Here is a 25,244-nt window from a genome sequence, read left to right on the forward strand (position 1 = left end):
GGTCGTCCTGTCAAGGGTGGCCCGCAAGGGCCATCGCGCAGCGACGCGCCCAACGGGCGCGCCCTTTACAGGACGACCCGCCCCGGAAGGACAATCGGCTGCCGGGACACCCCCAGCACGTAACCGACACCGAGTCACCGGCTGCCGCACACCCCACGCCCACCTCCCCTGCCGTCTCCGGCCGACCCCGCCCCCGCGGCTCCCGCCCCACCCCCCGTCCGAGGCTCCCCACCGGCCCGCCCCCGGTGCGCTCCCTATGCCCCGCCCGGGCGTCGGGCGTAGCAGAACAGGTGTTCTTCCGGTGTCGCGAGGTCGCCGTCGGGGAGGAACAGGGAGACGGAGTGGTGCAGTACCTCCAGGCCGCAGTCCTCGCGCAGGAGGCGCAGGTAGGCGTCGGTCGAGTAGCTCGACACCCGCACCCGCCGCCCCATCCACTCGACTTCGGCGTCCTCCACGTCGGCCGGCACGGTGGCCGACACCAGGTAGCCGCCCGGCACCAGCCAGCCCGCCATCCGCCGCAACGCGGCGGATGCCTCCGACCGGCTCATCATCAGCAGCGGGAAGAAGGAGCAGACGGCGTCGAAGCCGCCGTCGGGGGTGAAGTCGCGCACGTCGCACTGTTCGAAGAGGGCCTTGGGGACCTGGCTGCGGGCCAGCTCGACCATGACGCGGGACACGTCGATGCCGGTCACCTCGAACCCGGCGTCGGCGAGCCGCTCGGCGACCGGGCGGCCCGTGCCGCTGCCGACGTCCAGCACGCGGGCGCCGGGCGCCAGCCGGGCGGCCAGCCAGTCGACGGCGTCCGACTGGGCGGGCAGCCTGCCGAACGCCTCCTCGTACGCGATCCCCAGCCCGTCGAACAACTCGGCCGCCGATACGGGCCGCCCGGCACCCGTCGTATCTGCCCCGCCCGCCGGGTCGTCTCCTGCACGCGCTCCGCTTCCCACGCCGCTTCCCTTCCCCCGTGCCGTGCCGGGCCGACCGCGGCCCGCGGCCCGCGGACCACCCGCAGGCCACAGCAGACCTACCCCGCTGGCCCCCTGCGCTACCACCCGCATCAGCGGCGGGGCCGCCACCCGCGGGGCATCAGGCCGGTGCGCCGGGCGGTCGCGTCCTCCTCGGCGGAGCCGCGGGCGCCGCCCGGCCGGGAGCGCGTCACGTACCGGAACGGCAGCCCGCCGGGCAGTGCGAGCATGCCGCCGAACCGGGTGTCGCCCGCGAACCACACCTCCTGCGGCGGGTCGGCCGGCTGCGGCACCGCCGGCCCGTCCCAGCCTTCCCCCGGTGGCGGGAAGGAGCAGTGGCTCTGGCCGTCCGGGCGCAGCAGGACCACGCGGCCGTCCGTGCCCCAGCGGCGGCCTCCGGCCCGCCGCCCCTCGGCGGCGACGACCCGCACCTGCTGTGCGGCGCACGGCCACACCTGCCAGCCGTAGCAGGCCATGACGAGCCGCTCCCTGCGCCGCGCCCGGCGCCACAGGAGCGCGAGCCCCACCGTCACGGCGAGGGCCGGCACGAGGACGGCGGCCGCGCCGGCGGCCGCTGCGGAGCCGGGGCCGGCGGCCGCGAGCACCGCGGCGAGGAGGCCGGCTTCGGCGGCCGCGGCCCAGGCGCCCCAGCGCAGGCCGCGCTCGCGCCGGCGCAGGACGTCCTCGACGCCGGGTGTGTCCAGGGCCGCCCCCGGAAGCACCGGGTATCCGTAAGCGCGGGCTGACATCGGCGGCTCCAGGGTGTCGGGACCGCACCGGGTGTGCGGCGGTGCGGTGGGTCGGGGAGCGAGGATACGGGCGTCGGGGCCGCCGGAACGGCGGAGCGTGGCCCTCCGGGCAGGGGGGTGGCCGTACTTGGTGTCCTTTGGGGCAGTTTCGCGGCACAAGTGGCCATTGAGGCTGGTGAGTTGGTTACGTTGCGGTTTCGACAGGCCGAAAGGCCCCACACCACCCACCAGGTACGGAGGTACCGGTCATGCGACGAATCCTCACCCGCGCCGGCAGTGTCGCGGCCGTCTCGATGCTCGCCCTGGCACTGGGCCAGCCCGCCCAGGCCGCGCAGCCCGCCGAAGGCGACACGGTGTCCGCGGCGGCGCGCGCCACCTACTTCGAGTTCACCGACGGCACGGACACGTTCGTCTTCAAGCTCACCGACCCGGCCAAGATCCGCCAGGCCCGGAACATCCTCAGCGGCGTCGACACCGAGCACCGCGGTGTCATGGGCACCGTCGTCAAGACGCCCGCCTCGTACAACAAGCCGTGGACCTACCATCTCGATCCGAACTCGGTGCAGTTCTTCGGCATGGCGATGGAGGTCTGCGACGCGGGCATCGCCTACGTCGACGAGCACCTGGACGAGGTGGGCGGGGCGCTCCTGCCGCGTTCCACCTGGTGCCCGTGGCAGTCGAAGCTGACGCGCGAGCTGCCCAGGCCGTGACGGTCAGGCGCGGGGGCGCTCGGCGGTGACGACGTAGTAGTCGAGCAGCCCCCGCTGCCAGGCGTGCAGGAAGTTCCGCGGCCAGGTGCCCGGCTCCCACTGGGCGGACAGCCAGTGGTCCCAGCCGGGCCACACGGCCGGACCGATGGAATCGGCCCGCGCGCCGGCCAGCCCGGCCCGGGTCAAGGCGCCCGTCAGGTCCGCGGGCTGCCGGGCGATGTCCAGTCCGTCGGCGAAGGTCGTCAGCAGCGAGGCCAGCGGCTCCGGGGCGGCCGGGTCGGCGGCGAAGAAGCTGGCGACGGCGAGCCGCCCGCCCGGCCGCAGCACCCTGGCCGCCTCCGCCGCGAACGCCTCCAGGTCGTCGAAGTGCTGGGCGGCCTCCACGCTGTAGACGCGGTCGAACTCGCCCTCCCCGAACGGCATCCGCTCGGCCGCCCCGCGGACCAGCCGGAACCTGTCCGGCCCGGTCGCCGCCAGGAGGCCGGTGTTGGCCCGGCGGGCCCGCTCCAACTGCTGCGGGTGGATGTCCATGCCGGTGATCCGCGCCGGCCCGTACTCCTCCAGGGCCAGCGCGCAGCCCACGCCGAGGCCGCAGCCCACCTCCAGCACCTCACCGCCCTCGACCGGGCCGACGGTGTCCAGCACGTGCCGGTACAGGTCCTGCTGGCTGCGGATCCGGTCGGCGACCGTCAGGGGCCGGCCCAGGTCGCCGGGCTGCCAGTAGCCGAAGTTGATGAAGCCGCCGGCGAAGACGGGCACCGCGCTGAGGTCCGCGGGGCCGTACGTCTCCCGGACGGCGGGCCGCATGCCGTCGAGCCGTTCGCGTTCCGTCATGTGCCACCTCCGTGCCCCAGTGTGACCGGACGGCGACGCCCTGTCGACGGGCCCGGCCCGCCCGCCGCCGACCGGGTGGCCGTCGTCGCCCCGGCCCGCGGAACCCGCCCGCGGCAGCGCTGTTACGGTGGGTGCCGGCCCGGCCGGCCGGAAGCGGGGCGGGGCCCGTCCAGCCGTCAGAGGAGCCACCGCATGACCGACGACCCGCCCGCGCGCCGCACCAGGGCCACCGCATCGGCCGCCGCCGTCGTCACGGACGGGAACGGCCGGGTGCTCGTCGTCAACCCGGTGTACAAGGACCGGTGGAACCTGCCGGGCGGCCACCTCGACGAGGGGGAACTCCCCACGGCCGCGCTGCGCCGCGAGCTGCGCGAGGAGCTCGGCCTGGACCTGGAGGTCGGCGGCCTGCTGGTGACCGCGTGGCTGGCCCGGCCGGAGGGCACGCACGTCTTCCACGTCTTCGAGGGCCCGCAGCTGACCCCCGGGCAGCAGCAGCGGATCACGCTCCAGGACTCGGAGATCGGCGAGATCCGCTTCTGCCGGCCCGAGGACGTCACCGCGGACATGGTCCCGCCGGCCGTGCTGCCGGTGTGGCAGGCGGCGCTGGCCGCCCGCGACCAGGGCCGGCCGGCCTACCTCGAACTCTCCCCGTAGCCCGGCCCCGCACGGGAGGGCGCGTACCGGCGGAGAAGGCTTCGGCTAGGGTCGGTCCCGAAACACCGAACCGCCCCGCGTACCCACGCGCACGACCCCGAGGAGCAGCCGTGAGCGAGCCGGCGTCCACCGCCCTGCAGCAGGAGATCGCACGGGACCTCCAGGTCACCGGCTCCTTCGACGCGGAGCGCGAGATCGAGCGCCGCGTGGCCTTCCTCGCCGGGCAGCTCACCGCGAGCGGCCTGCGCTCCCTCGTCCTCGGCATCAGCGGAGGCGTGGACTCCACCACCGCGGGCCGGCTGTGCCAGCTCGCGGTGGAGCGCGTCCGCACCGCCGGCCACGAGGCGGCCTTCTACGCGATGCGCCTGCCGTACGGCGTCCAGGCCGACGAGAAGGACGCCCAGCTGGCGCTGTCGTTCATCCGCCCCGACCACGTGCTGACCGTGGACGTCAAGCCCGCCAGCGACGCGGCGCTCGCCGCCGCCCTCGCCGCGGGCGTCGTCTTCCGCGACGCCCACCACCAGGACTTCGTCCAGGGCAACATCAAGGCCCGCCAGCGCATGATCGCCCAGTACGCCGTCGCGGGCGCGCACGCCGGCCTCGTCGTCGGCACCGACCACGCCGCCGAGGCGGTCTCCGGGTTCTTCACCAAGTTCGGCGACGGCGCCGCCGACCTCGTGCCGCTCACCGGACTGACCAAGCGCCGCGTCCGCGCCGTGGCGGACGCGCTGGGCGCCCCGGCCCAGCTGGTGTGGAAGGTGCCGACCGCCGATCTGGAGACCCTCGACCCGGGCAAGGCGGACGAGGACGCGCTGGGCGTCACCTACGACGACATCGACGACTTCCTGGAGGGCAAGCCGGTCGACGAGCGGGCGTTCGACATCATCGCCCGCCGCTACCGGGCCACCGAGCACAAGCGGCAGCTGCCCATCGCCCCCTGAGGTCAGGACGGCGGCGGGGCGTCCAGGAAGAGGAGGCGGGCGCGCTTGGCGGGGATGCGGACCTCCGGCAGGTCGATTTCGGGGAGGTCGACCTCCGGGCCGCGCACGAAGCCGGCGCGCTCCAGCCTCGCCACCGCCTTGCGGTTGGCGGGGTCCGGGTCGGCGACGAGCCGGCGGGTGCCCGGCAGCGCCCACAGGTAGGACAGGAACGTGCCCAGCAGGGCCGCCGTGTGGCCCGGCCGCGGCGGGCCCGACGGCGGCCCGATGAGCAGGTGCACGCCAACGTCGCCCGGCCGGACCGGGTAGCACGCGGACACCCGGTCGGCCGCGCAGTCGTACGACTGGAACAGCGCGGCCGGCACGCCGTCCAGGAGGGCCAGGAACGCGTGGTGGGTGTCCCGGCGGTCGAGGTCCTCGTAGATGTCGCGGACCAGGCCGCGGTCCGCGCCGCCCATCCCCCAGAACCGGGCTCGCTCCTCGCTCACCCAGCGGTGGACCAGCCCGGCGTCGGCCGCCGGGTCGACGGGCCGCAGGGCGGCGCGGCCGAAGCCGTCGACGGTGCGGGAGTACACGGGCCGCGGCCGCGCGGCGTTCGGGTGCGCTGTGGGCATACGGGTTCCTAGGGGGTCGGGGTGCTCCCGTCGGCGGGCGGCAGCACGGCCGGGCGGTCGAGGAAGGCGAGCACGGCCCGCTTCTCCGGGAGGTATACCTCCGGCAGATCGATTTCCGGCAGAGTGATCTCCCCTTGCGGGACGAAGCCGAGGCGGCCCAGCAGCGCGACCGCCTTCTCGTTGCGGGCGTCGGGCTCGCCGACGGCGCGCCGGACGGCCGGGTCGCGGAAGGTGAAGCGGATCAGCGCGCCGATCAGCGTGCGGCTGAAGCCGGACCGGGGCCGCCCGTTCGCGGGGGCCAGCATCAGGTGGACGCCGATGTCGCCCTCCCGCACCTCGTAGCACTCGCTGACGCGGTCCTCGGCAGGCTGGTACGTCTGGAACAGTGCCACCGGCTCGTCGTCGAGCCGCACCATGTACGCGTGGTGGGTGTCCCGGCGGTCCACGTCCTCGTAGATCTCCTGGACCAGTTCCCGGCTCGCGCCGTTCATGCCCCAGAACCGGGCGCGCTCCTCGGCGACCCACGCGTGGAGCACAGCGGAGTCCGCCGCCGGGTCGACGGGGGTGAAGCGGACGGTGCCGAAGCCGGGGACGGTCTCGGTGTGGACGTCCGCGCGCGGGGAGGCGAGGGCGGTGGACTCGGGTCTCATGGCGGTTCTTCCGTTCCTTCGTGACATCCGGCCGGTGGCGGGCCGGTGCGGGGCGCCCGGCCGCGGAGGCCGGGGCCGGCCGGCCGTACGGGGCCGGCGGCGGCAGCGGCCGGACCCGCGGGGCGCCGGGGGGGCGCGCGACGGTCCGTACCACTCCCCGAAATTATTAGGTTAGGCTCGCCTGACTATACGGCGTCAGGGGAAGGGACGGACATGGCGGTTGCCAAGGGTTGGGAGGGCGTGGTCCTCAAGCTGCTGCGCGGCAAGGACTTCACCTTCACGGTCACCGGGGCCGAACAGGTCACCCCGCACTACCGGCGCCTCTCCTTCACCGACGGCGGACTGCTCGCCGCCGCCGGCGAATCCCTGCACCCCACCATGTGGGTCCGCCTGTGGTTCACCGACAACGGCAAGCCCCACCAGCGCGCCTACACCCTCGTCGACCCCGACCCGGCCGCCGGCACCTTCTCCCTGGAGTTCGCCCTCCACGACGGCGTGGCCAGCGACTGGGCGCGCACCGCGGAGCCCGGCGCCACCATCGACGCCACCGTGCAGGGCACCGGCTTCAGCGCGCCCGCACCGGCCCCGGAGCGGCTGCTCGTGATAGGCGACCCGGCCTCCCTGCCGGCCGTCAACTCCCTGCTCGACGCCCACCCGCAGACCCCGGCCACCATCTGGTTCGAGACCCAGCACGAGGACGACGCCGACCTGCCCGTCCGGCTCGACGCCGACCGGCACGACATCCGCCGCATCCCCCGCTCCGGCGACGGCGCCGCCCTCGTCGAGCGGGTCCGCGCCGAACTCCCCGAGCTGGCCCCCGACCCGCAGACCGCGTACGTCTGGCTGGCCTGCGACACGGCGACCACCCGCACCCTCACCGCGTACCTGCGCAAGGAACTCGGTCTGCCCAAGCAGCGCGTCAACAGCCTCGGCTACTGGCGGCCCGCGGCCTGACCGCCGCCCGGCCGCCGCCCGGTCATCCCTCCAGGCGGCCCAGCGGCAGCAGGTACTGGACCGGCTCGTCCAGGTCGTCCAGGCCGAGCAGTTCGTGCGCCAGGTCGTCCTGGAGGCCGCCGAGCGGGATCGTCGCCAGCCCGAACGCGCCCGCCGCCAGCTGGAGCACCTGGGCCAGGTGCCCGGCCTCCAGCAGGCCCAGCCGCAGCGCCCGCAGCCCGTACCGGCCGCGCAGCAGCCCCAGGTCGAGGTGGACGGCGAGGACGGCCGGCGCCGCGTCGATCCCCACGGCGTCCGGGTCGCCCTCCGGGCGCGCCAGGTACGAGGACAGCGCCTTGAGCGCCTCCACCTCCGGCGCCGGCCCGAGGCGCACCAGCGACCGGCGCTCCGGCGCGCAGTGGTAGGTGCCCGAGGGCAGCCCGTCCACGCCCAGCGCCAGCAGCCGCACCCGCACGCTGTACAGGGCGCCCGCGCTCGGATACGGGCGGTGCCGGAGCTTCCGCTCCGTCCCGTCGGACAGGACCCGCCGGGACTCGTGACTCGGGGCGTGCGCGTGCCACAGCACCCCCCCGAGCTCGGCCGCGCCGAGCGGACCCGTTAGCGCGCCGCGCGCCGAGCGCCGCCCGTGCAGCGCCTCGCCGAGCGACACTTGCGGCAGGGGCGCGGCGGGCAGCGGGACCTCCCCCTCGACGCGGCGGGCGACCGGAGCCGCGGGCGGCCGCGGGACGTCCCGGACGGCCGTGTCCTGCGCGCGCCCGATCTGGAACTTGCTCTGCTCCAGGTACCGGTAGTCGGCGGCGCGCACACCCGCCGCGAAGAACCCGCCGTCCGCCGGCCCGTCGCCGTCCGCCGGCCTTTCGCCGTCCGCGGGCTCCAGCAGGGCCCGGCCCGCCAGCCGGCACACGGCCCGCTCCTCGTCCGGGGCCACCCCCAACCGGTTGAACAGCATGTGGAGTTGCGACGCCCACACCCACAACCGCCGATCCGCCCGCCCCGGGGCACCCGGCCCGCCCGCGGGCAGCACCGCCCGCAGCACGGCGTCGGCCGCGCGGACCTGCCGCACCCACTCGGCGAGCCACGGCGCCGCCCCGCCGCCCTCCGCGACCCCGGCGCGCACAGCTCGCGCCCGCCGTGCCAAACCCTCCCGCTGCGCGGCGAACACAGAGTTCACGCGGCTGTGGACGGCGGCCCCCGGCAGCGGCCGGACCTCGGCGACCCAGCGCCAGGACGCGGCGTGCCGCCGCAGCCAGCCCGCGGCCGCCAACTCGTCCAGGCCGAGGGCCGCGGCGGTGGCGTGCGCGAGGTCCAGCGCCTGCCCCAGCCGGTCCGCCCGCGCGGGCAGCGCGCGCAGCGCGGCCACGGCGGCACGCGTCGCGTGCACGAACACCTCCTCGGCGACCGGGAGCGCCGCCCGGCCCCCGTACCGCTCGGTCTCCGGCTCGTACGGCACCGCCCGCACCTCGCCGTGGCGGACCGGCCACGGCCCGGCGACCGGGGCCGTACCGGCGGCGAGGCCGCCCAGCTCCGCCGCGAGCCCGGCCGCGTCGCCGGGGCCGGACGCCGGCCCGCGGAACCGGATCCGCAGGTGCGGCCCCCCTTCGCCGTACCGGATGAAGAACCAGGCACCTCCCGACTCCGGCCCGTACCGGGCGTCCATCAGCGGGGCGAGGGCGCCGGCGACGAACGCGTCGGTGTCCGCGACGCCGGTGTGCAGCGCCAGGTGCAGGCTCTGCCAGCCGCCCGCCGCCGAGGACGGGGCAGCGGCACGGGCCGGGGGAGGGTACGCCTGAGGGGTCATCGGAACCTCACGGGAAGGGGTGCGGGTACAGGGGCAGTTCCTCGTGCCGCAGCGGGCGCGCGGTGCGGCCCAGCCGGTACGGCACCTCCAGCAGCCGGGGCAGGCCGAGGGTGCGGCGGTTGACGTGGCCGAACGTCATCGGGAGGGCGCCCGGCACGACCACCTTCGCGCAGTGCAGCCCCAGCCGGTCCCGGACGCCGGGCTCGTCCTGCCCCACCACCACGACCTCCAGCCCCTCCCCGGCCAGCCGGGCAGCCGTCTCCGACAGCAGCACCGTCAGATCCGCCACGGGCTCGGGCGCGCCCGGCCACCGCTCCTGCCAGGGGGCCGCCCCGGTGTCGGCGAACAGGAACTCCAGCCGCGGCTGCGCCTCCGGCAGCGCGTTCACGCCCACGTGGTCGTCGAGACCGACCACCAGCTCGGGCCGGTCCAGCATCGGCCGCAGCCGCTCCGGATCGCGCGCCCCGCCCCGACCGGCCGGACGCTGCGCGGCGTCCTGGACGTTCGTGACGGCCTCCGCCACCGCCGATCGGATCGCGACCCGCGGATCGTGGTGCGCACCCGCCGCGAGGAACACCCGGGGCGCCTCCGGATGGTTGCCCTCGTAGCGGCACACGGCCACCACGGTGGGCACACCGAGGTCGTTCGTGGCGTCCAGCAGGCGCAGCCGGTAGCCGAGCAGCTCCGCCCGCGCCGCCAGCGCCGCCACCAGCGGATCGCCGGCGGGCAGGGCCACCCCGGGCAGGGGGGTGCGCGCGTACCAGGCCATCAGGAAGGCGTCCCGCTCGGCCACCTCGAACAGCCCGTACAGGGCCGCCTCCTGCGGACTGTTCCCCAGCCCGCAGCCGTTCGAGGACTCGTACACCACCCGCGTCCCGGGCGGCGCACCGTCCGGCGGGTCCGGCAGGTCCCAGTACGCGACGTGCTCGGGGACGGCGCGGGCCCGCCCCTCCGCCAGTGACCAGCCGTACACCCAGTCCAGCACCAGGTCCGGCCGGTACGGCACCGTCCGGGAGGCCGGGTGGCCGTGGTACGCCGGGTCGGGCAGGCCCAGCCGGACCGGGTCCACCGCCGCGTCCGGGCCCAGCTCCGCGAAGGACGCCCGCAGCACGGTGCGCCGGCCCGTCGGGCGCATGCCGGCCAGCCGCTCCACGCTCTCGAACAGCGCCACGCGCTCGCCGGATCGGAAGTCCGCGGCGCGGCCGTACCCGCCGTCGTCGAGCAGCCGGCCGTCGGTGACCCAGGCGGTCGTCAGGCCGAAGGCCGAGTCCTCCGTACGGAAGAGGCGGCGCACCGGGCCGAACCGCTCGTCGTACAGCTCCGCCCGCAACACCTCCGCACTCGTACGGTCGTTGGGGCCGCGCAGCTCCGCCGGGTCCGGCAGCGGGCGCGGGACGGCGGGCAGCTCCGCCGCGGCGGGCGAGTCCTCCGGCAGCGGCCGGCAGACCGGGCAGCCGCCGACGGGCCGGACGCGGTGCGTGGACCAAGTGGCCCGGCCCCCCTGGACGACGTACACGGTCGCGGACGGCGCACCGCCGTCCCCGGCGGGCGGGACCGGCTCGCCGAGCAGCCCGGCGGCGAGCAGCACGGCCCCCTCCGCCAGCGCCGGCGTCCCGGTGCCTCCCAGCCGGAGCCGGGGGCTCCGCCACGGCACGCGTCCCCCGGCAGTGGCGAGCCGCTGGTACTCGGTGCACACCAGGCAGGCCCGCGCCCCGGGCTCCAGCACCGGGCCCACCACGGTCAGCGCCCCGTCCTCGCGGACGGGCACCAGGCGCACCGGATGGGCCAGCGCATGGCGGCTGAGCCGCTCGGCCGACTCCAGCGTCCAGGACGCCAGATGCACGACGGCACTCCCGGCGACGGCGCCGAGCGCCGCATCCACGTCCAGGACGGGCAGACCCCCGGGACCGCCGGCGGCGGACGCCGCCGGGCAGGGCCCGCGGCTGCCGGAGGCGTGCGGCGCCCGGCCGTTTGGCGCGGTCGTCCGCGGCGCCGCGTCAGGGTGTCGCGGGCCGGCGTCGGGGGATGCGGCCGCGTGCGCTGCCGGGTCGGCCGGGGCCGTCGCCCGGGGTGCTGCCGCGGGGACTGCCGCGGCGTCCCCCTGCGCGGCGGGCGCTGCCGCGCCCGGGCGGGCGGTACGGGGCGTGGGGGCCGCCGGGGCGGGGGTGCCGTTCACGAGGTTTCCTCCGGGTCGGCCAGAAGGGTGAAGCCGCAGGTGCGCAGGGCCGCCGCGGTCCGGGTCGCGGCAGGGTCGCCGCCCGGCGGCAGCCACGGGCCGGGGGCCGGGCCGGCCAGGCGGGTCAGGGCCGCCGTCAGCGCCGGCTCCCGGCGCGCGACTCCGGTCAGCCAGACGTCGGTCCAGCCCTCGTCCGCCCAGGCCGCCGACTCGGCACCCGCCGCCGCGAGCGGGGCTTCGGCGCCGCTGAACGGGGCGTGCGCGGCCCCGGCCGGCCCGTGGGCGGCGGCCATGGCCCGGGCGACGGCGCCGAGCAGGGCCATGGCGGCGGCATCCGCCGGGGTGGCCTCCACCGCGCTGCCGGCGGCCGCCGCCGCACCGGGAACCCGTACGACGGCCCCGTAGGCCTGCTCCCCGCCCAGCCGGCGCACCGCCGGCCGGGCGTGCGCGTACCCCGGGAAGCCGGTCAGGGCCGCCCACCAGTGGCGGGCCTGGGGATGCCCGCGCCAGAGGTCCTCCGGCAGTACGGGACCGGCGTCCCACGAGTCGGGGGCGGCCAGGGCGGCCCGGCGCAGGGCCCGGCTCCGCGCGTGCTCCGGCCCCGCGCCCGCCACCGCGCCGCCGCCCAGGCGGAGTTCGGCCGCCCGGCACGCCGCGGCCAGGCGGGCGAGGTCCGCCCGGGGCGCCCCCGCCACCAGGTGCCCGGCAGGGGTCCGGCAGGCGGCGAGCGCCGCGGGCAGCTGCGGCAGCCGGCCGGGCTGCGGCGCGTCGAGGACGCCCAGGAGGGGGTCGGCCAGCGCTCCGACGCGGCGCAGCGCCTCGGCCAGGCCGCCGGCCGGGGGCAGGGCGGGCTCCGATGCCGCGGCGGGCCCGGCCACCCACGGATGGTAGGACGCCCGGGGCGGCGCCGCCTCGGCGACGAGGACCGCGGGGCGGCCCGGCAGCAGCCGCTGGTCCTCGTCCGCCCCGGCGGGGTCGGGCAGTCCGGCGGCGGTGCACAGCAGCCGCTGCGCGGCCGCGCCCGCCAGCAGGGCCGTGAGCGCGTCCGCACCGCCCTCCGTGCCGGGGGCGCCGACGGTGCCTGCCAGGCGGGCGGCGACCGATTCGGCGTCCGCGCGCACCCGTTCGGGGGCGGTCGGCGCCGAGACGAAGCCGCCCCCGGCGGTCCGGCCGGCGGCCACGGCGACCGGCGGGGCGCCGGCCGCGGCCACGACCAGGCCGGGCGGCAGGCTGCCGTCGGCCCGCGCCTCGGGCCGGGTACCCGCCCGGTGCAGGGCCCGCAGCAGGGCCGCGGCAAGCGGGGCGTCCGGATCGGCGGCCGTGACGACGGGCGGGGCGGCGGCCAGCGCCGCGGCCGCCTCGCCGGGTCGGTCCGCGGACGCCGCCAACCATGCGGCCGGCTCCTCCCCGCCCGCGGGGGACTCCGCGAGCAGCCCGTGCGCCCGAAGCTGCCCGGTGAGCCCCTCCAGCGCCGCCGCAACCCGCGGGTCCGCCGCATCCAGCCCGCCCGGCCGGTGCGCTGCCGGCCTGCGGGCGACCGTGCCCGGTTCCGTGCCGGTTCGGCGGGGGTCCGCCGGGTCCGGTCCGCCCGGCCGGTGCACTGCCCCGGCGGGGGCGTCCGCGGCGGGCTCCGCGCCCGGGTGGCGGGGGTCCGCCGGGTCCGGCTCGGTCGGCCGGTGCGCCGCGTCCGCCGGGGTGGGCGGCGTCGCGTCCAGGCGGGTGGCCAGCAGCTCCCACAGTGCGGGCAGTGCACGGCTGCCCTCCAGCGTGACGCTGCCGTCGCGCCCGCGCAGGTGCAGGCCGGACCGGAGAACGGTGGCCGCCACCCCGGGGCGCAGCCGCACGACGGGCGGCTCCCCGGCGGTCACCGGGAGCCCTCCACGGCGGCGATGACCTCGTCGATGCGCGCCTGCCAGCGGTGCCCGGTGAGGCCCGGCACACTCCGCACCACCAGGTGCGCGGCCAGGTAGCGTTCCACGGGCCGGACGTCGCAGACGGCCAGCAGCCGGTACAGGGCGTTCGTACACGCCCGGTAGACGAGGTAGTCGGCGCGGCTCCACATCGCGCCCTCCGGGTCCGAGCGGTGCAGCTGCCGGTGGAAGTCGCTGTAGCGGGTGCGGACCTCCCGGTTCCAGCGCGCGGCGGTCTCCCGGTCGCCCAGCGCGGCCGCCCGCGCCCGGTACTCCGCGGCGTCACCGGTGAAGTCCGCGCCCGCCGCGTGCCGTTCCTCCGCGGTCCGCCAGGCGCCGGCGGACCAGTCGGCCCAGGCCCGTTCGGGGCCGGTGGCGCCGCCGGCCGCGATGCGGCCCACCAGCGCGGAGATCCGGCCGCCCGCGGCCTCCCAGCGCCGTTCGAAGGCCGCCCGCAGCCGCCCGTCGGGGTCCTCGTAGACGAGGAAGTCCTCCAGGTGGGACAGGAACGAGTAGTGGCCGCCGACGAGCCCCTCGGGGTGGGCGGCCGCGTGCGCGGCAAGGGCGGTGACCACCAGCTCCACCCGGGCCGCCGAGGTGTCCCCGCGCTCGCCGAGGAACGCCGTGCCGGCCTCCAGCGCGGGCAGGCCGGCCGCCAGGAGGTCCTCGCGCAGCCGTACGCCGTCGGGGCCTATCAGCGCCCGCAGCGGGGTCAGGTCGACGGGCTCCACACGCACGGTGTTGTCGGGGACGAGCGGCCCGTACGGCGGCGGGACGAGCTCCGCCCGCCCGGCCGCTGCGGCCTGCTCCAGCAGCTCCCGCTCGTCGGCCCCGGCCCGCGACGGGTGCGCGGCGGCGTGCGCGCGCAACCCGGCGGCCGTGCGCTCGGCGGCGGCCGCCACCCGCGCGGGGGCGCCGTGCAGCCGCACCCGTACGTGGGGGCCCCGCAGCCAGTGGCGTTCGACGTGCACGGCGAGCCCCTCGGCGGCCGCCCGCCGGGCGAGCGGCAGGACGGCCTCGCGCAGCAGGGGCGCCTTGACCGGCTCGTAGTGGTGGGCGACGACGTCGAGCGCGGTCGGCGCCGGCGGGGCCGGGGCGTTCATCGGGTGCCTCCTCGGCGGATGGCGGGCGGTGGGCGGTGTCGGCGGTGTCGGCGGGGGCGGGTGGGGCGGGTGGGGCGGCGCGTCAGCCGGTGCGGGCGGGGCGGTGCGTCTCGGCGACCAGTTCGACGGCGCGGCCCGGCCGGTCCCGCCCTGCGAAGGCGGGCAGCGCCTCCTCCAGCACCACCCCCCGCGGATGGCGGGCCAGCCAACCCGCCAGGCACCGCAGGTGCAGGGCGCTGCCCAGGTCGAGGGGCTGCGGCTTCGGCGCGCGCAGGGACGCCAGGAAGTCGTCGGCGGCGCGCCCCGCGGGCGGCTGCGGCACGGGGTGGAGGAACAGCTGCTCGGGCAGGCCCAGCAGCGCCCGCCAGCGGGCCACGGCGGCCGCCGGTACGTCGCCCGGGTCGTCCGCGAGGTCGGCGCGCAGGGCGGCCAGCACCCCTTCGGGCAGGTGCCAGCGGCGCCGGGCGAGCACCACGTGGCGGTGGCGCAGCCGGGGCGTGCGGACCACCCGGCCGCCGGGGGCGGCGGAGGCGGTGCGGGGCAGGAGCCGCCGGAAGTCGACGACGCCCTCGGGGTGGTCGCACAGGAACGGCGCGAGGCGCTGCGGAAGCATCACCGGGGCGAGGAAGCCGAGGTAGAGGACGTCGAGGAACTCGCCGGTGGCGCGCAGGCGCAGGCGCAGCTGGTCGGAGGCCGGGTCGTGCACCAGCTCCACGTCGGACTCGGCGATCGCCCCCCGCAGCGGGTCGGGCCCGATCTCGGCGTCCACGAGCAGCGGGTGGAGGTTGGCGTTGAAGCCGCCCACCGGCCGGATCTGGACGGCCCGGGAGCCGGGGCCGAGGCCCCGGCGGATCTCGCGGGCCACGGCGCGGGCCGCCGCGGTGGGCAGGGCGTCGAGGAAGCGGCTGGTGAAGCGGCCCCAGCCGGCGTACACGTGGTTGACGCAGAGCAGTCGGTCCGCGGCGTCCTCCGGCGGTGCCCCGGCCGCGTGCTGGACGAACCAGGCGTAGCCGAGCGGCCGGGCGGCAGTCCAGTCGGGCAGCCGGGCGGCCAGCCCGCGCACCTCCGCGGCGGGCAGGACGATCTCCCCGGGCGGGCCTTCCGGGCCGTCGGCGGCGGCCTCGACCGACCGGGCGAACTCGGCGCGCAGCCGGGCCAGGCGGGCCGTGCCGGGCGGGAGGGAGGGGTCGTCGCCGGGGAGGGCTGCCAGGCGGGCGGCGTCCTCCCAGGCGGCGGCGGTGTCCGCGGCGAAGTCCCAGGGGGCGGGGCACGTGCCGCCGACCCCGTAGCGGGCGGTGAAACGCCGGACGGCGGCGCGGCGCATCAGGTGGCCGAGGTCGAACAGCTCGGCCAGGGAGGTGAGTTCGGCGAGGGCCGCTCGGTCCCTCCCGGACAGTGCGGCTGCCTGCGCGGGGTCGTCGCCGGCGGGGTCCGGACCGCGGCCGGGGGCGGGTGCGGCCACTGCGGCTGCCGGCGCGGGCCGCGGGGCGTGGGGGCGGCCCGTGGCGAGTACGTCCTCGGAGAGCACGTTCAGCGGGGCGGCGTCGGCCGGCACGGGCCGTCCGGTGTCGGCAAGCAGCGCGCGCCAGCGCTCGGCCAGGTCGCCGAGCAGCGTCGGCCGTCCCGCGGCGGGGGTGTGGGCGAACCGGGCGGTATCGGCGGCGAGGAGGTCGATGCGGTCGGCGAGGGCGGCGTCCTCGGGCCACCCGCGCAGCCAGTCCGCGAGGGCGCGCAGCGGCTGCGGGTGCTGCGGATCGACGGGGTCGACCGGGACGAGCAGCCCGTTGTCGGAGAGCTGCCCGACGAACCGGCGGACGGCCGGGTCGCCGGCCGGGCGGCCGAGGGCCGGGGCGAGCCGGGCGGCGAGGGCGTCCGGCGGCGCGGGCTGCGCGGCGAGCCGGTCGAGGACGGCAAGCGCGGGGTGCGCGGCGACCTCGATCTCCTCCTCGCGGGTGACCAGATACCGGCCGCCCGCGAACACGGTGGTGTCCCGCACGTAGCGGGCCCGGCCGCCGCCGGCCGGCAGGGCACTGCTGGTGAGGCGGTGCGCGAGCGTGCCGCGGCGGCGCGGCTCGTCCAGCAGCGCGGCGGTCAGCGCCGCGACCAGCGTCCGGTTCTCCCGCACCACGGCCCGCAGCACGGGCGGGCCGGCGGCCGGGTCCGGGCCGGGGCCCGACCAGCCCACCGCGGTGAACCAGGACAGCGGACTCGTCTTGGCGGTGGCGCGCAGGGCGTGGCGGACCACCGACGGCTCCTCCTTGCGGGCGCGCCGCCCGCCCTCGTCCCGGGCGGCCCGTGACACGGCGCGCAGCAGGTCCGCGCTGCTCAGGGCGACGGCCCGGGAGAAGTGGGGGGAGCGGCACACCTCCGCCAGGGCGGAGCGCTCGGCGGCCAGGGCCGCCGGGACGGCGTCGCCGGCCTCGCCGAGCAGGTCGGTGCGCTCCTCGCGCAGGGCGAGCCACGCGCCGAGCCGGGGGACCCGTACGGGCAGGTCGCCGAGCCGGTCCAGCAGGGCGGGCCGGGGTGCGCGGCCGTTGTGCAGCGCCCGGCGGAGCGGGAGCACCACCCGGCGGTGGAAGTCCTCGGAGTGGCCCTGCCGGGATGCGAACAGGTCGTCGCACAGCGCGGCCCGCAGCGCCTCCTCCCGGGCGGCGATCCGGGCGAGCCCGCCGAGCAGGGCCCGTACGCGGGCGGACGCCTCGGAGTCGGCCGGGTGCGCCGCGACGGTGGTGCGGACCAGCGTGTAGGGGGCGGGCCGGGCGGGCGGCTCCGGCAGGGGGCGGGCGGCCCGCGCGGTTGCGGCGCGCGGCGGCGCCGTCGGGGAGGGGTGCGGCATGGCGGGGCTCCCGTGGTGGCGGATCCGGTCCTGGGGCGGGGTGTTCCGGCGCGGTGCCGGAGCCCGTGCGGCCGGCCCGGACGGCCGGCCGCACGGAGCGGCCTTGCTCAGAGGGGCAGTTCGGGGAGGCGCGGCTGGCCGCAGGAGGAGGAGCCGCAGGAGCTGGAGCTCACGCCGCCGGAAGCACCCGTCTCGGGCAGGGCGACCGAGTCGCGCAGTGCCGTGACGGTGAGCTCCCCGAGGTCGAGATCGAGGTCGAGGTCGTCCAGGGCGAGGACGCCCTCGGCGGGGTCGGTCATGTGTCAGCCTCTCGCAGGGTCGGGAACACGGGTCGGGTGGAGCGGGCGGCCGCGGCGAGCCGTCAGCCGATGGGCGTGTCCGTCTGCGGCTGGGCGCAGGACGAGGAGGCCTGGCAGGAGCAGGAGCCGTGCGACGCGCCGCTCTCCGGCAGGGCGGGCGTGTCGCGCAGCGCCGTGACGGCCAGGTCGCTGAGGTCGAGGTCCAAGTCGAGGTCGAGGCCCTCGGGGGCGGGGCCGGCGATGCTTTCGGGCATGGCGGACTTCCTCTCTGGTGGAAGGGGTGCCGGGCCGCTGGGACTGCGCCGGAGTCGTCCGGCGCCTGCGGCCGGCGGCATGGAGGCGCCCCGGGGCGGGAGGCCGCCGGATCGTCCGCGGCCGGACGCCCCGGCACACGGCGAACGGCTGCCCAGGGGCATCCGAATGAGCGTTCGCGGTGCGGTTCCGAGTCTCGGCGGCGGATCAGGCCAACGGCAAGTCCACGTGTCACGTTGGCCTGTTGTCCCGGCCCCGTACGTCAACTCGGCGGCAGTCCAATGAGCCTCCACCGGACCGCGAGTGGCCTGTGCCATGGCCCCCGCAGACCGACCCGGTCCACCGCGGACGCGGTTGATCGCCGCTGCGTGGTGCGGCGTGCCGCAATCCGACGGTCTGTCGGGAACATACCGTTCCGCTGCCCTGGCGCGCGGCACCCGGCGACGCAGTGCGCCGACCGCTGCTCCCCGCCGCGGCCGGTGGTCCGTCCGGAACCGGCCAAACTGCACCCTCTCGCGCCGCCCGCCCGCCGCCGCCCCACCCCTCCCAGCCCCCTCCGCACCCCCGGCCCCAGCCCCGCCCCACACCGCCCCGACCGCGACTCCGGTCGGCCCCGACCCCTGGTGCGCCGCCCCGGCTCCCGCCACCGGTGTCCGGCGCCGCCGGATCCGGGGTCCCGCCCGAGGGCGCAGTCTCGGCCCCCTCCGCCCGGCACGGCGTGCGGGACCCGGGGGCGCGCGCCGGGCGGGTCCCGGGATCGGCCACACTGGCTCCATGCCCACGGCCGACGAACTGCTCAGCGCTCACACCGTCCGCGACCTTGCCCGCCGCCTCGCCCCGGCAGCCGGACCGAGGTCCGCCCCGGCCCTGCTGGCCTGCGCGGACATGCTCGACGGACTGACGTTCAGCGGCCGGGTCGCCGCCGTCCGCGACGCCGCCCTCACCGACCTGCCCGTTGACTGGGCCGCCTTCGAGACCGCCCTGCGCACCGCCCTCGCCGACCCCGGATTCGACGGCTGGATGACCTTCCCCGTCAACGAGGCGGTCGCCGTCCGCGGCCTCGCCTCGGGCCCCGGCGCGTTCGGCCCGGCCCTCGCCCTGCTGCGCGACCTCACCCCGCGCCTGACCGCGGAATCCGCGGTCCGCCCCTTCCTGCGCGCCGACCGGGACCGGGCCCTGGCGCTGATGGGCCCCTGGATCGAGGACCCCGACCCGCACGTCCGCCGCCTCGTCAGCGAGGGCACCCGGCCCCGGCTCCCGTGGGCGCCGCAGCTGCCGGAGTCCATCGCCGACCCGCGGCCCGCGCTGCCCCTCCTGGACGCCCTCTACCGCGACGACTCCGACTACGTGCGCCGCTCGGTCGCCAACCACCTCAACGACATCAGCCGCGACCACCCCGAACTCGCCGTCGAGACGGCCGGACGCTGGCTGGCCGCGCCCGCGGCCACCACCGGCCGGGTCGTCCGGCACGGCCTGCGCACCCTCGTGAAGGCCGGCCGCGCCGACGCCATGACCGTCCTCGGGCACGCGCCCGACGCGCCGGTCACCGTCCGCGGACCGGTCGTCGCGACCGCCCGCGTCGCCGTCGGCGGGTACCTCGTCTTCGAGTACGCCCTCACCAACGACGCCGGTGCGCCCGCCGACCTCGTCCTCGACTACGTCGTCCACCATGTGAAGGCGAACGGCAGCCGCACCCCGAAGGTGTTCAAACTGGCCACCCGCACCCTCGCCCCCGGCGAGACCCTCGCCGGAACCCGGCGGCACTCCTTCAAGCCCCTCACCACCCGCCGGTACTTCCCCGGGGAGCACCTCGTACAGCTCCAGGTCAACGGCAGGCTGCGCGGCGAGGCCGCCTTCGTGCTGGACGCGGACTGACGGGCCGGCGGTGCACCGCCGGGCGGGCGGCGGGCGTACAGCCGCCCGCCGCCCGCCCGCCCGTCCGCCGTCAGTTGCCCGCCGTGGCCAGTTTGGCCGCGAACCCCAGGAACAGCGCGCCCGCCCCCGTAGTGAGCCCCGCCGAGAGCCTGCGCCGCCGCCGGAACTGCGCGGCCAGGTACGTGCCGCCCAGGATCAGCGCGGTGACGTACGCGATGCTGATCAGCTGGTAGACCAGGGCCAGCAGCCCGAACGACAGGGCCGGGTGCGGGTAGCCGGGGTCGACGAACTGCACGAAGAAGGAGATGAAGAACAGGATCGCCTTCGGGTTGAGCACGGTGATCACCAGCGAGCGGCGGAACAGCCGCGCCCCCGCTGCTGCGGCCCCCGAATCCCCCCGCTCCGGCGTCCCGTCCGCGCCCGCGTCCGCCCCCGCCGTCCGGCCGGGGCGCCGCCACATGGCCCACGCCGCCCGGATCATGCCGACGGCGATCCACGTGAGGTAGCCGGCGCCCGCGTACTTCACGATGGCGAACAGCAGGTCGTTGGTCTGGAGGAGCGAGGCGAGCCCCGCCGCCGTCGCCGCCATCAGGAGCGTCTCGCCGAGGAACACCCCCGCCGCGGCCCTGTAGCCGGCCCGCACACCGAGCCGTGCGGCCACGGACAGCGTGAACAGCGAACTCGGCCCGGGCAGCAGGATGATGAGCAGGGCGCCGACGGTGTACGTCAGCAGGTTGTCCACTCCGAGCATTCGGGCACCTTTCCTTCCTCGCGCTAGCCGACGTTGTTCCCGGTGCGCACGTTGTGGGCGCTCACCATCTCGTCGACCTCCGCGATCCGCTGCAAGGCGTAATCCTCGCTGATGTGTGTGAAGTTGTCCGCCCAATAAGCGCCCAGCTCGTCGATGTCGAGCAGGTCGCGCCCCCCGAACCGGTCCAGCATCTCCGCACGCTCCGCGCCGGTGAAGGAGATTCCGAGGCCGGCCAGGTAGGCGTCGATGTCGCCGCTGCTCTTGAAGAAGTTCGGCCGCCCGTAGTCGACGAGGAGGTCCCACGCCGGGCTGTTCGGCAGCGGAATGAACCGCGAGAACTCGACGGAGGACAGCTCCACCTCCCCGAGCATCTGCCGGATTCCGTCGATCGTGCGGTCCAGGGTCTCCGGCCGCTCGCCCGGCGCGCCGGCGATGTACGAGGCGTGCACCGAGATGCCCGCCTTGTTGAGCATGCGGATCGCCTCGAGGTTCGTCTCGCCGGTCGTCCTGTTCTTCCGCTGCGCCTCCAGCATCTCCGGGTCGGCGGCGTCCAGGCCGATGTTCGCGCGGACCACGCCCAGCCGCCGCAGCTTGTCGACGTTGTTGCGCTTGGTCAGCCCGAGGGCCCGCGCGTACACCATCACCTGGAGCTCGCCGCCGTCGATCAGCCGCTTCAGGTGCGGGGGAGTGGCGTCGATGAGGGCGTCGACGTACCGCGGGCTGGCGGTGAAGCTGTCGTACACCTCGAAGAACAGGTTGATCCCGTGCTCGCGGTGGTACTGGTCGACCGTCTTCCAGAACCCGCGCGGATCGCCCGTGTTGACGGTGAGGTCCGCGATCGAGCAGTAGGTGCAGCGCTTGTGGCCGTTCTCGCAGCCGCGCGCGTTGTTCACCGTGACCGGGCGGACCTCGTGCCCGTGCAAATGGCCGAACTGGGCCCGGTAGTTGTCGGCGTAGACGTCGAGCACGTCGTCGATGAAGGACAGGTCGGGAATCGTGTTGCGCAGGGAGAGCGCGTATTTGGGGGCCGGGTTGAGGCGGATCCGGCCGCCGTCCCGGTAGGCGAGCGACGACACCTCCGCCACGCCGCTGCCGTCGGCCAGGGCCCGGACCAGTTGCACGAACGGTATCTCACCGCCGTCGTTCGCTATCACGTAGTCGATCTGCGGCCTGTTCCGCAGAATCATCTCGGGGAAGAAAATCGCGTGGTCGTCGCCGAGCACGACCTGCGCCCCGCACGCCTTCGCGGTCGACGCGATGTCCAGGGCCTCCGAATAAGTCGGGGTGAGCGCGCTGATGCCGACGAGGTCGGGCGCGAAATCCCGGACCGCGCGCTGCACGGCGGCCGTGTTGGATATGCCGCCGTCGACGACGCGTATCTCGACGCGGTCGCCCAGCGCGTCCCGGGTCGCCGTGGCGAGCTGGACGATGCCGATGTGGGGATAGCAGGCGTAGTTCGAGGCGTTGCGGTTGGCCGTGGGGTTGGGGGCGTTCGCGAGCAGCAGCTTCAGCGTCATTCCTTCTCCTGGCGGAAGAGGGGGGCGAAGAGCGGGCGGGCCGGTGGCAGCCCGTCACCCGGACGGCTCCGTGAACATGTGCACACGGGTATGTGCCTGCAACGGGCACCTATCGGCCGACGGGCGATCGGATGCGGACCTTTGCATCCGGCGCCGGAGGGTCCCTCGTGCTCCTCTCGCGCCCCCCTCAAGCCCCGCTCGCGGCGGGGGCGGCGCGGCGTCTCCGCGCGGAAGCGGGCCGCCCGCGAGGGTGACACGCTGACGCCCTTCTGCTGCATTGCGTGTCCGGTCGGATACAAAGCGTGATGACTCTTTCTTTGCCTCCGCATTACCGTTTCGCGGTGCTGCGGCCGGCCGCCCCACCCATTCCGAGGAGACGCGTTGACCCACGGCAGCAAGCTCCGGGCCCGGATCGCCCGGCCCGGCACCACCCCGCTCATCGGCGTCCACGACATGTACTCGGCCTCGATCGCGGCCGAGCACTACGACGGGATGTTCGTCTCCGGCTTCGGCTTCGCGGCCTCGTACTACGGCCTGCCCGACATCGGGTTCATCGCCTGGCCGGACATGCTCTCCTTCGTCCAGCGGCTGCGCGGGGCCTTCCCCGGCCACGACCTGCTCGTCGACATCGACGACGGCTACGCCGACCCCGAAGTCGCCTGCCACGTCGTCGAGAGCCTGGAGCGCATCGGCGCCTCCGGCATCATCCTCGAGGACCAGCGCCGCCCCCGCCGCTGCGGCCACGCGGACGGCAAGCAGGTGCTGCCCCTCGCGGAGTACCTCGACAAGCTCGACATGGTCCTCGCCACCCGCAGGGACCTCGTGGTCGTCGCCCGGACGGACGCGACCGAGGAGGACGACATCCTGCGGCGCGCCGAGGCACTCGCCGCCACCGACGCGGACGTGGTCCTCGTGGACGGGGTGCGCAGCGTCGAGTGGATCCGGCGCATCCGCGAAGTCGTCGCCGGAAAGCCGCTGCTCTTCAACCAGATCGCGGGAGGGAAGTCACCCCGGCTGTCCCTGAGCGAGCTGACGGGGCTCGGCGTCGACGTGGCGATCTACAGCACCCCCTGCCTGTTCGCCGCGCACCGGGCGATGCACGACGCACTGACCGAGCTCAAGCTCTCCGACGGCCGCCTGCCGGACCCCGCCGCGGCCGGCGGCGTCGGCGTCAGGGAGTCCACCGGCCTGCTGGCCCGGAACATCGCCCGGCAGCGCACCCTCGAAGGCGCGGGCGCCTGACCCGCCGCGGCCCGGGGCGTCAGGACCAGGCGAGCAGGGCGGCCGCCCCGCACAGGTCGACCACGCAGCACCACTCGGACCAGGCCCGGGGCACCACCCGGCCGGTCCGGTGGTGCACGAAGTCCCACACGGCGTGGGCCGCCCACCCGGCTGCCAGCAGCCGCAGGCCGGCGCCCTCGTCGACCGACACCGCGACGGCGGCCGCCGCCCCGAACACCAGCAGCCCGGCGACCTGCACCCCGGCCGTCCGCAGCCCGCCGAGTTCCCGGCGGAACGCCCCGAACAGCAGGTAGCAGACGGGCATGACCACCAGCAGCGCGGCCAGGAACCCCCGGCCCGGCAGCCCGTCCGCGAAGGTGGCGGCGCCGAGCGCCAGCGCCAGCAGCGCGGGCCACCGGTGGGCCACCGCCCCACCGACCCGCGCACCGCGGGACGTCCTGTGGGCCGCGGACGGCGGGCTGGTGCGGCGGCGGGCGGAATCGGTCGTCACGGTGTCTCCCCGAAGGACGGGACGGGTCGGCGGTCACGCCCAGGGTGTGCCGGGGGCGGGCCCCGGCGCAGCCGCCGCGGCCGGTCCCGTCCGACGGCTTGGGGTACCCGTCCTTCCGGCATAGGGTCGGGCCCATGGGGGAGCGGCTCATGGTGGTGGTCGGCTTCGAGGCGGCCGAACTGCTGGACATCGCGTGCGTGACGACCGGGCTGGCCATGGCCAACCAGCTCGGCACGCCCGACCGGCCCTACCGCGTCAGCCTCGCCGCCCCGGGCGGCGCCCCGATCATCTGCGGCACCGGGCTGACCCTGCACGCCGGGCAGTCCCTCGAACGCCTCACCGGCCCCCTCGACACCCTCATCGTCTCCGGAGGCGTCGGGTTCGAACGGGCGGCCGCGGACGACCGGCTCGTCGGCCACGTCCGCCGCCTGGCCCGCGAGAGCCGCCGCGTCGCCTCCGTCTGCACGGGGGCGGCCGTCCTCGCAGCCGCGGGCCTCCTCGACGGCCGGCGCGCCACCACGCACTGGCGGTTCGCGGCCCGGCTCGCCGCCCGCTACCCGAAGGTCACCGTCGACGCCGACCCCATCTACATCCGCCAGGGGAACGTCTACACGGCGGCCGGCATCACCAGCGCCCTCGACCTCACCCTCGCCTTCGTCGAGGAGGACCACGGTCCCGAACTCGCCCGGCAGGTCGCCCGGGACCTCGTCACCTACCTGCAACGCCCGGGCAACCAGGCGCAGATGAGCCTGCACACCGCCGCCCCGGCCCCCGACAGCGGCGTCGTCGCCAAGGTCGTCCGGCACATCCTCGCCCACCCCGCGGACGACCTGGGCACGGCCCGCCTCGCCGCCCTCGCCGGGGTGACACCCCGCCACCTCACCCGCCTGTTCACCGAGCACCTGGGCCAGGCCCCCGGCCGGTACGTGCGCCAGGCCCGCACCGAGGCCGCGGCCCAGCTCCTCGCCGCCACGGACCTGCCCGTGGCGGGGGTGGCCGCCCGCTGCGGCTTCGGCACCACCGAATCCCTCCGCACCGCGTTCACCGGCCGCTACGGCATCTCCCCCTCCCGCTACCGCGCCACCCAGCAGCGCCGCCCCGCCTCGGCCCCGGACTGACCCCCGAGCGGGTGCGGGACCGCAGGCGCAGCCGTCAGGAACCGCCGCCGAACCCCCACGACTCGATGTCCCGGTAGCGGATCGGGCCCGGGCCGCGCCCGAAGTTGCTGCCCACCAGGTGCAGCCGCGCGGCCGGCCACGTCCGCCCGGCGAACCGGGCCAGGCCCGCCGCGGCGCCCGCCACGCTGCTCAGGTCGTCGCGGCGGGCGCGGGCCAGCGTCAGATGGGGCCGCAGCGGCCGTTCCGCGAACGGGATCCCGCACCCCTTGACCACGGCCCGGACGTCGGTGGCCAGCAGGTGCAGCCCCTCCAGGTCCCCGCCGACCCCGCTCCACAGCACCCGCTCGTCGAAGTGCCCGCCGCCCCGCAGCGCCAACTGCAGAGGGTCCCGCGCCGCGGCCAGCCCGGCCAGCGGCGCGCGCAGCCGCGGAACCGCCGCCGAGGGCAGCTCGCCGAGGAACGCCAGCGTGATGTGCCAGTCCTCGATCCGGTTCCACCGCATGCGCGGGTACGCCGCGTACGCGGGCGCCAGCTCCCGCTCCAGCTCCTGCTTGGCGTCGTCGGGCGGGGCGAGGGCTATGAACACGCGCACGGTCGGGGAGGGGCTCTGTTCCTTCACGGGCCATTCGTACACCACCGGCCGCCCGGCACTCCGGCGAGGGCCCGCCCCCCGGACCGCGTGCGCACTGCACCGAACCGCGGACGAGCCCGGCCCGCCCGTGCGAGAGTGTGCCCGGCGGCCTCCGCGCCGGATCCCCGCGAGAGGGCGGCGCCGGAGGACGCGGCGAACCGGACGGGGCGAGGGCGAG

General features: G+C 76.8%; 23 protein-coding genes. 7 read left to right on the forward strand and 16 right to left on the reverse strand.

Annotation, left to right across the window (positions count from 1 at the left end; all coding sequences use genetic code 11):
* Positions 1-254: 254 nt before the first annotated feature.
* Together ACZ462_RS14075 and ACZ462_RS14080 are read right to left on the reverse strand one after the other, a co-directional pair.
* A complete protein-coding gene (locus ACZ462_RS14075) occupies positions 255-947 on the reverse strand; it encodes a class I SAM-dependent methyltransferase (protein ID WP_467808602.1) in 693 nt (230 codons plus the stop codon).
* Between the two features lie 110 nt (positions 948-1,057).
* The gene (locus tag ACZ462_RS14080; protein WP_467808603.1) at positions 1,058-1,714 is read right to left on the reverse strand and encodes a hypothetical protein; all 657 of its coding nucleotides are present in this window, start codon (positions 1,712-1,714) and stop codon (positions 1,058-1,060) included.
* A gap of 248 nt (positions 1,715-1,962) precedes the next feature.
* On the opposite strand from ACZ462_RS14080, the gene ACZ462_RS14085 reads away from it, so the two are divergent.
* Positions 1,963-2,424 carry a BP74-related protein gene (locus ACZ462_RS14085; protein ID WP_467808604.1) on the forward strand — a complete coding sequence of 154 codons (462 nt, stop codon included), beginning with the start codon at positions 1,963-1,965 and terminating at the stop codon, positions 2,422-2,424.
* 3 nt (positions 2,425-2,427) lie between these two features.
* Here ACZ462_RS14085 and ACZ462_RS14090 read toward each other — a convergent pair whose 3' ends face one another.
* Positions 2,428-3,258 carry a class I SAM-dependent methyltransferase gene (locus tag ACZ462_RS14090; RefSeq protein ID WP_467808605.1) on the reverse strand — a complete coding sequence of 277 codons (831 nt, stop codon included), beginning with the start codon at positions 3,256-3,258 and terminating at the stop codon, positions 2,428-2,430.
* Between the two features lie 192 nt (positions 3,259-3,450).
* Here ACZ462_RS14090 and ACZ462_RS14095 point away from each other — a divergent pair, with 192 nt between their 5' ends.
* Together ACZ462_RS14095 and nadE are read left to right on the forward strand one after the other, a co-directional pair.
* Complete coding sequence (locus tag ACZ462_RS14095; protein ID WP_467808606.1) at positions 3,451-3,912, forward strand: NUDIX domain-containing protein; 462 nt, start codon at positions 3,451-3,453, stop codon at positions 3,910-3,912.
* A 110-nt stretch (positions 3,913-4,022) separates the two neighbouring features.
* On the forward strand, positions 4,023-4,853 hold the full coding sequence (gene nadE / locus ACZ462_RS14100) for an ammonia-dependent NAD(+) synthetase (RefSeq protein WP_467808607.1): 831 nt from the start codon (positions 4,023-4,025) through the stop codon (positions 4,851-4,853).
* Between the two features lie 2 nt (positions 4,854-4,855).
* On the opposite strand, the gene ACZ462_RS14105 is transcribed toward nadE, so the two are convergent.
* Both ACZ462_RS14105 and ACZ462_RS14110 read right to left on the reverse strand, forming a co-directional pair.
* Positions 4,856-5,464, reverse strand: a complete 609-nt coding sequence (locus tag ACZ462_RS14105) for a GNAT family N-acetyltransferase (protein ID WP_467808608.1) — start codon at positions 5,462-5,464, stop codon at positions 4,856-4,858.
* Between the two features lie 8 nt (positions 5,465-5,472).
* Positions 5,473-6,114 carry a GNAT family N-acetyltransferase gene (locus tag ACZ462_RS14110; RefSeq protein WP_467808609.1) on the reverse strand — a complete coding sequence of 214 codons (642 nt, stop codon included), beginning with the start codon at positions 6,112-6,114 and terminating at the stop codon, positions 5,473-5,475.
* A gap of 213 nt (positions 6,115-6,327) precedes the next feature.
* On the opposite strand from ACZ462_RS14110, the gene ACZ462_RS14115 reads away from it, so the two are divergent.
* On the forward strand, positions 6,328-7,068 hold the full coding sequence (locus tag ACZ462_RS14115; protein WP_467808610.1) for a siderophore-interacting protein: 741 nt from the start codon (positions 6,328-6,330) through the stop codon (positions 7,066-7,068).
* Between the two features lie 22 nt (positions 7,069-7,090).
* On the opposite strand, the gene ACZ462_RS14120 is transcribed toward ACZ462_RS14115, so the two are convergent.
* The 7 genes from ACZ462_RS14120 to ACZ462_RS14150 form a co-directional block, all read right to left on the reverse strand.
* The gene (locus ACZ462_RS14120) at positions 7,091-8,866 is read right to left on the reverse strand and encodes a thiopeptide-type bacteriocin biosynthesis protein (RefSeq protein WP_467808611.1); all 1,776 of its coding nucleotides are present in this window, start codon (positions 8,864-8,866) and stop codon (positions 7,091-7,093) included.
* A gap of 7 nt (positions 8,867-8,873) precedes the next feature.
* Positions 8,874-10,709 (reverse strand): TOMM precursor leader peptide-binding protein, encoded by a 1,836-nt coding sequence (locus ACZ462_RS14125; protein ID WP_467808612.1) that lies wholly within the window; start codon positions 10,707-10,709, stop codon positions 8,874-8,876.
* A 329-nt stretch (positions 10,710-11,038) separates the two neighbouring features.
* Positions 11,039-12,910, reverse strand: a complete 1,872-nt coding sequence (locus ACZ462_RS14130) for a hypothetical protein (protein ID WP_467808614.1) — start codon at positions 12,908-12,910, stop codon at positions 11,039-11,041.
* Entirely contained in the window at positions 12,907-14,055 is a 1,149-nt protein-coding gene (locus ACZ462_RS14135) for a hypothetical protein (RefSeq protein ID WP_467808615.1), read from the reverse strand. Before ACZ462_RS14135 ends, ACZ462_RS14130 begins: the two co-directional genes overlap by 4 nt.
* A gap of 82 nt (positions 14,056-14,137) precedes the next feature.
* Positions 14,138-16,891: a lantibiotic dehydratase gene (locus ACZ462_RS14140; RefSeq protein ID WP_467808617.1), complete on the reverse strand. Its 2,754-nt coding sequence runs from the start codon at positions 16,889-16,891 to the stop codon at positions 14,138-14,140.
* Positions 16,892-16,998: 107 nt separating this feature from the next.
* Positions 16,999-17,190, reverse strand: coding sequence for a thiazolylpeptide-type bacteriocin (locus ACZ462_RS14145; RefSeq protein WP_467808618.1), 192 nt, complete (start codon positions 17,188-17,190; stop codon positions 16,999-17,001).
* Positions 17,191-17,252: 62 nt separating this feature from the next.
* Positions 17,253-17,444, reverse strand: a complete 192-nt coding sequence (locus ACZ462_RS14150) for a thiazolylpeptide-type bacteriocin (RefSeq protein ID WP_467808619.1) — start codon at positions 17,442-17,444, stop codon at positions 17,253-17,255.
* A 772-nt stretch (positions 17,445-18,216) separates the two neighbouring features.
* On the opposite strand from ACZ462_RS14150, the gene ACZ462_RS14155 reads away from it, so the two are divergent.
* Entirely contained in the window at positions 18,217-19,317 is a 1,101-nt protein-coding gene (locus ACZ462_RS14155; protein ID WP_467808620.1) for a DNA alkylation repair protein, read from the forward strand.
* A 70-nt stretch (positions 19,318-19,387) separates the two neighbouring features.
* On the opposite strand, the gene leuE is transcribed toward ACZ462_RS14155, so the two are convergent.
* Together leuE and ACZ462_RS14165 are read right to left on the reverse strand one after the other, a co-directional pair.
* Positions 19,388-20,068, reverse strand: coding sequence for a leucine efflux protein LeuE (leuE, locus tag ACZ462_RS14160; protein ID WP_467808621.1), 681 nt, complete (start codon positions 20,066-20,068; stop codon positions 19,388-19,390).
* A 23-nt stretch (positions 20,069-20,091) separates the two neighbouring features.
* The gene (locus ACZ462_RS14165; RefSeq protein WP_467808622.1) at positions 20,092-21,585 is read right to left on the reverse strand and encodes a B12-binding domain-containing radical SAM protein; all 1,494 of its coding nucleotides are present in this window, start codon (positions 21,583-21,585) and stop codon (positions 20,092-20,094) included.
* A 381-nt stretch (positions 21,586-21,966) separates the two neighbouring features.
* On the opposite strand from ACZ462_RS14165, the gene ACZ462_RS14170 reads away from it, so the two are divergent.
* Positions 21,967-22,827 (forward strand): isocitrate lyase/PEP mutase family protein, encoded by an 861-nt coding sequence (locus ACZ462_RS14170; protein WP_467808623.1) that lies wholly within the window; start codon positions 21,967-21,969, stop codon positions 22,825-22,827.
* Between the two features lie 19 nt (positions 22,828-22,846).
* Here ACZ462_RS14170 and ACZ462_RS14175 read toward each other — a convergent pair whose 3' ends face one another.
* Positions 22,847-23,317, reverse strand: coding sequence for a hypothetical protein (locus tag ACZ462_RS14175; protein ID WP_467808624.1), 471 nt, complete (start codon positions 23,315-23,317; stop codon positions 22,847-22,849).
* Positions 23,318-23,451: 134 nt separating this feature from the next.
* Here ACZ462_RS14175 and ACZ462_RS14180 point away from each other — a divergent pair, with 134 nt between their 5' ends.
* Positions 23,452-24,435, forward strand: coding sequence for a GlxA family transcriptional regulator (locus ACZ462_RS14180; protein WP_467808625.1), 984 nt, complete (start codon positions 23,452-23,454; stop codon positions 24,433-24,435).
* Between the two features lie 34 nt (positions 24,436-24,469).
* On the opposite strand, the gene thpR is transcribed toward ACZ462_RS14180, so the two are convergent.
* A complete protein-coding gene (gene thpR / locus ACZ462_RS14185) occupies positions 24,470-25,054 on the reverse strand; it encodes an RNA 2',3'-cyclic phosphodiesterase (protein WP_467808627.1) in 585 nt (194 codons plus the stop codon).
* Positions 25,055-25,244 lie beyond the last annotated feature (190 nt).

Source organism: Streptomyces sp. NPDC031121, from assembly GCF_055570615.1.

What these genes read in the sequence shown, in the direction of transcription:
- ACZ462_RS14105 (WP_467808608.1), bottom strand. Translation starts at nt 5,464, where the DNA reads ATGCCCACAGCGCACCCGAACGCCGCGCGGCCGCGGCCCGTGTACTCC.
- ACZ462_RS14140 (WP_467808617.1), bottom strand. Translation starts at nt 16,891, where the DNA reads ATGCCGCACCCCTCCCCGACGGCGCCGCCGCGCGCCGCAACCGCGCGG.
- ACZ462_RS14095 (WP_467808606.1), top strand. Translation starts at nt 3,451, where the DNA reads ATGACCGACGACCCGCCCGCGCGCCGCACCAGGGCCACCGCATCGGCC.
- leuE (WP_467808621.1), bottom strand. Translation starts at nt 20,068, where the DNA reads ATGCTCGGAGTGGACAACCTGCTGACGTACACCGTCGGCGCCCTGCTC.
- ACZ462_RS14115 (WP_467808610.1), top strand. Translation starts at nt 6,328, where the DNA reads ATGGCGGTTGCCAAGGGTTGGGAGGGCGTGGTCCTCAAGCTGCTGCGC.
- ACZ462_RS14085 (WP_467808604.1), top strand. Translation starts at nt 1,963, where the DNA reads ATGCGACGAATCCTCACCCGCGCCGGCAGTGTCGCGGCCGTCTCGATG.
- ACZ462_RS14090 (WP_467808605.1), bottom strand. Translation starts at nt 3,258, where the DNA reads ATGACGGAACGCGAACGGCTCGACGGCATGCGGCCCGCCGTCCGGGAG.
- ACZ462_RS14165 (WP_467808622.1), bottom strand. Translation starts at nt 21,585, where the DNA reads ATGACGCTGAAGCTGCTGCTCGCGAACGCCCCCAACCCCACGGCCAAC.
- ACZ462_RS14135 (WP_467808615.1), bottom strand. Translation starts at nt 14,055, where the DNA reads ATGAACGCCCCGGCCCCGCCGGCGCCGACCGCGCTCGACGTCGTCGCC.
- ACZ462_RS14150 (WP_467808619.1), bottom strand. Translation starts at nt 17,444, where the DNA reads ATGCCCGAAAGCATCGCCGGCCCCGCCCCCGAGGGCCTCGACCTCGAC.
- ACZ462_RS14110 (WP_467808609.1), bottom strand. Translation starts at nt 6,114, where the DNA reads ATGAGACCCGAGTCCACCGCCCTCGCCTCCCCGCGCGCGGACGTCCAC.
- ACZ462_RS14155 (WP_467808620.1), top strand. Translation starts at nt 18,217, where the DNA reads ATGCCCACGGCCGACGAACTGCTCAGCGCTCACACCGTCCGCGACCTT.
- ACZ462_RS14080 (WP_467808603.1), bottom strand. Translation starts at nt 1,714, where the DNA reads ATGTCAGCCCGCGCTTACGGATACCCGGTGCTTCCGGGGGCGGCCCTG.
- ACZ462_RS14120 (WP_467808611.1), bottom strand. Translation starts at nt 8,866, where the DNA reads ATGACCCCTCAGGCGTACCCTCCCCCGGCCCGTGCCGCTGCCCCGTCC.
- ACZ462_RS14180 (WP_467808625.1), top strand. Translation starts at nt 23,452, where the DNA reads ATGGGGGAGCGGCTCATGGTGGTGGTCGGCTTCGAGGCGGCCGAACTG.
- ACZ462_RS14145 (WP_467808618.1), bottom strand. Translation starts at nt 17,190, where the DNA reads ATGACCGACCCCGCCGAGGGCGTCCTCGCCCTGGACGACCTCGACCTC.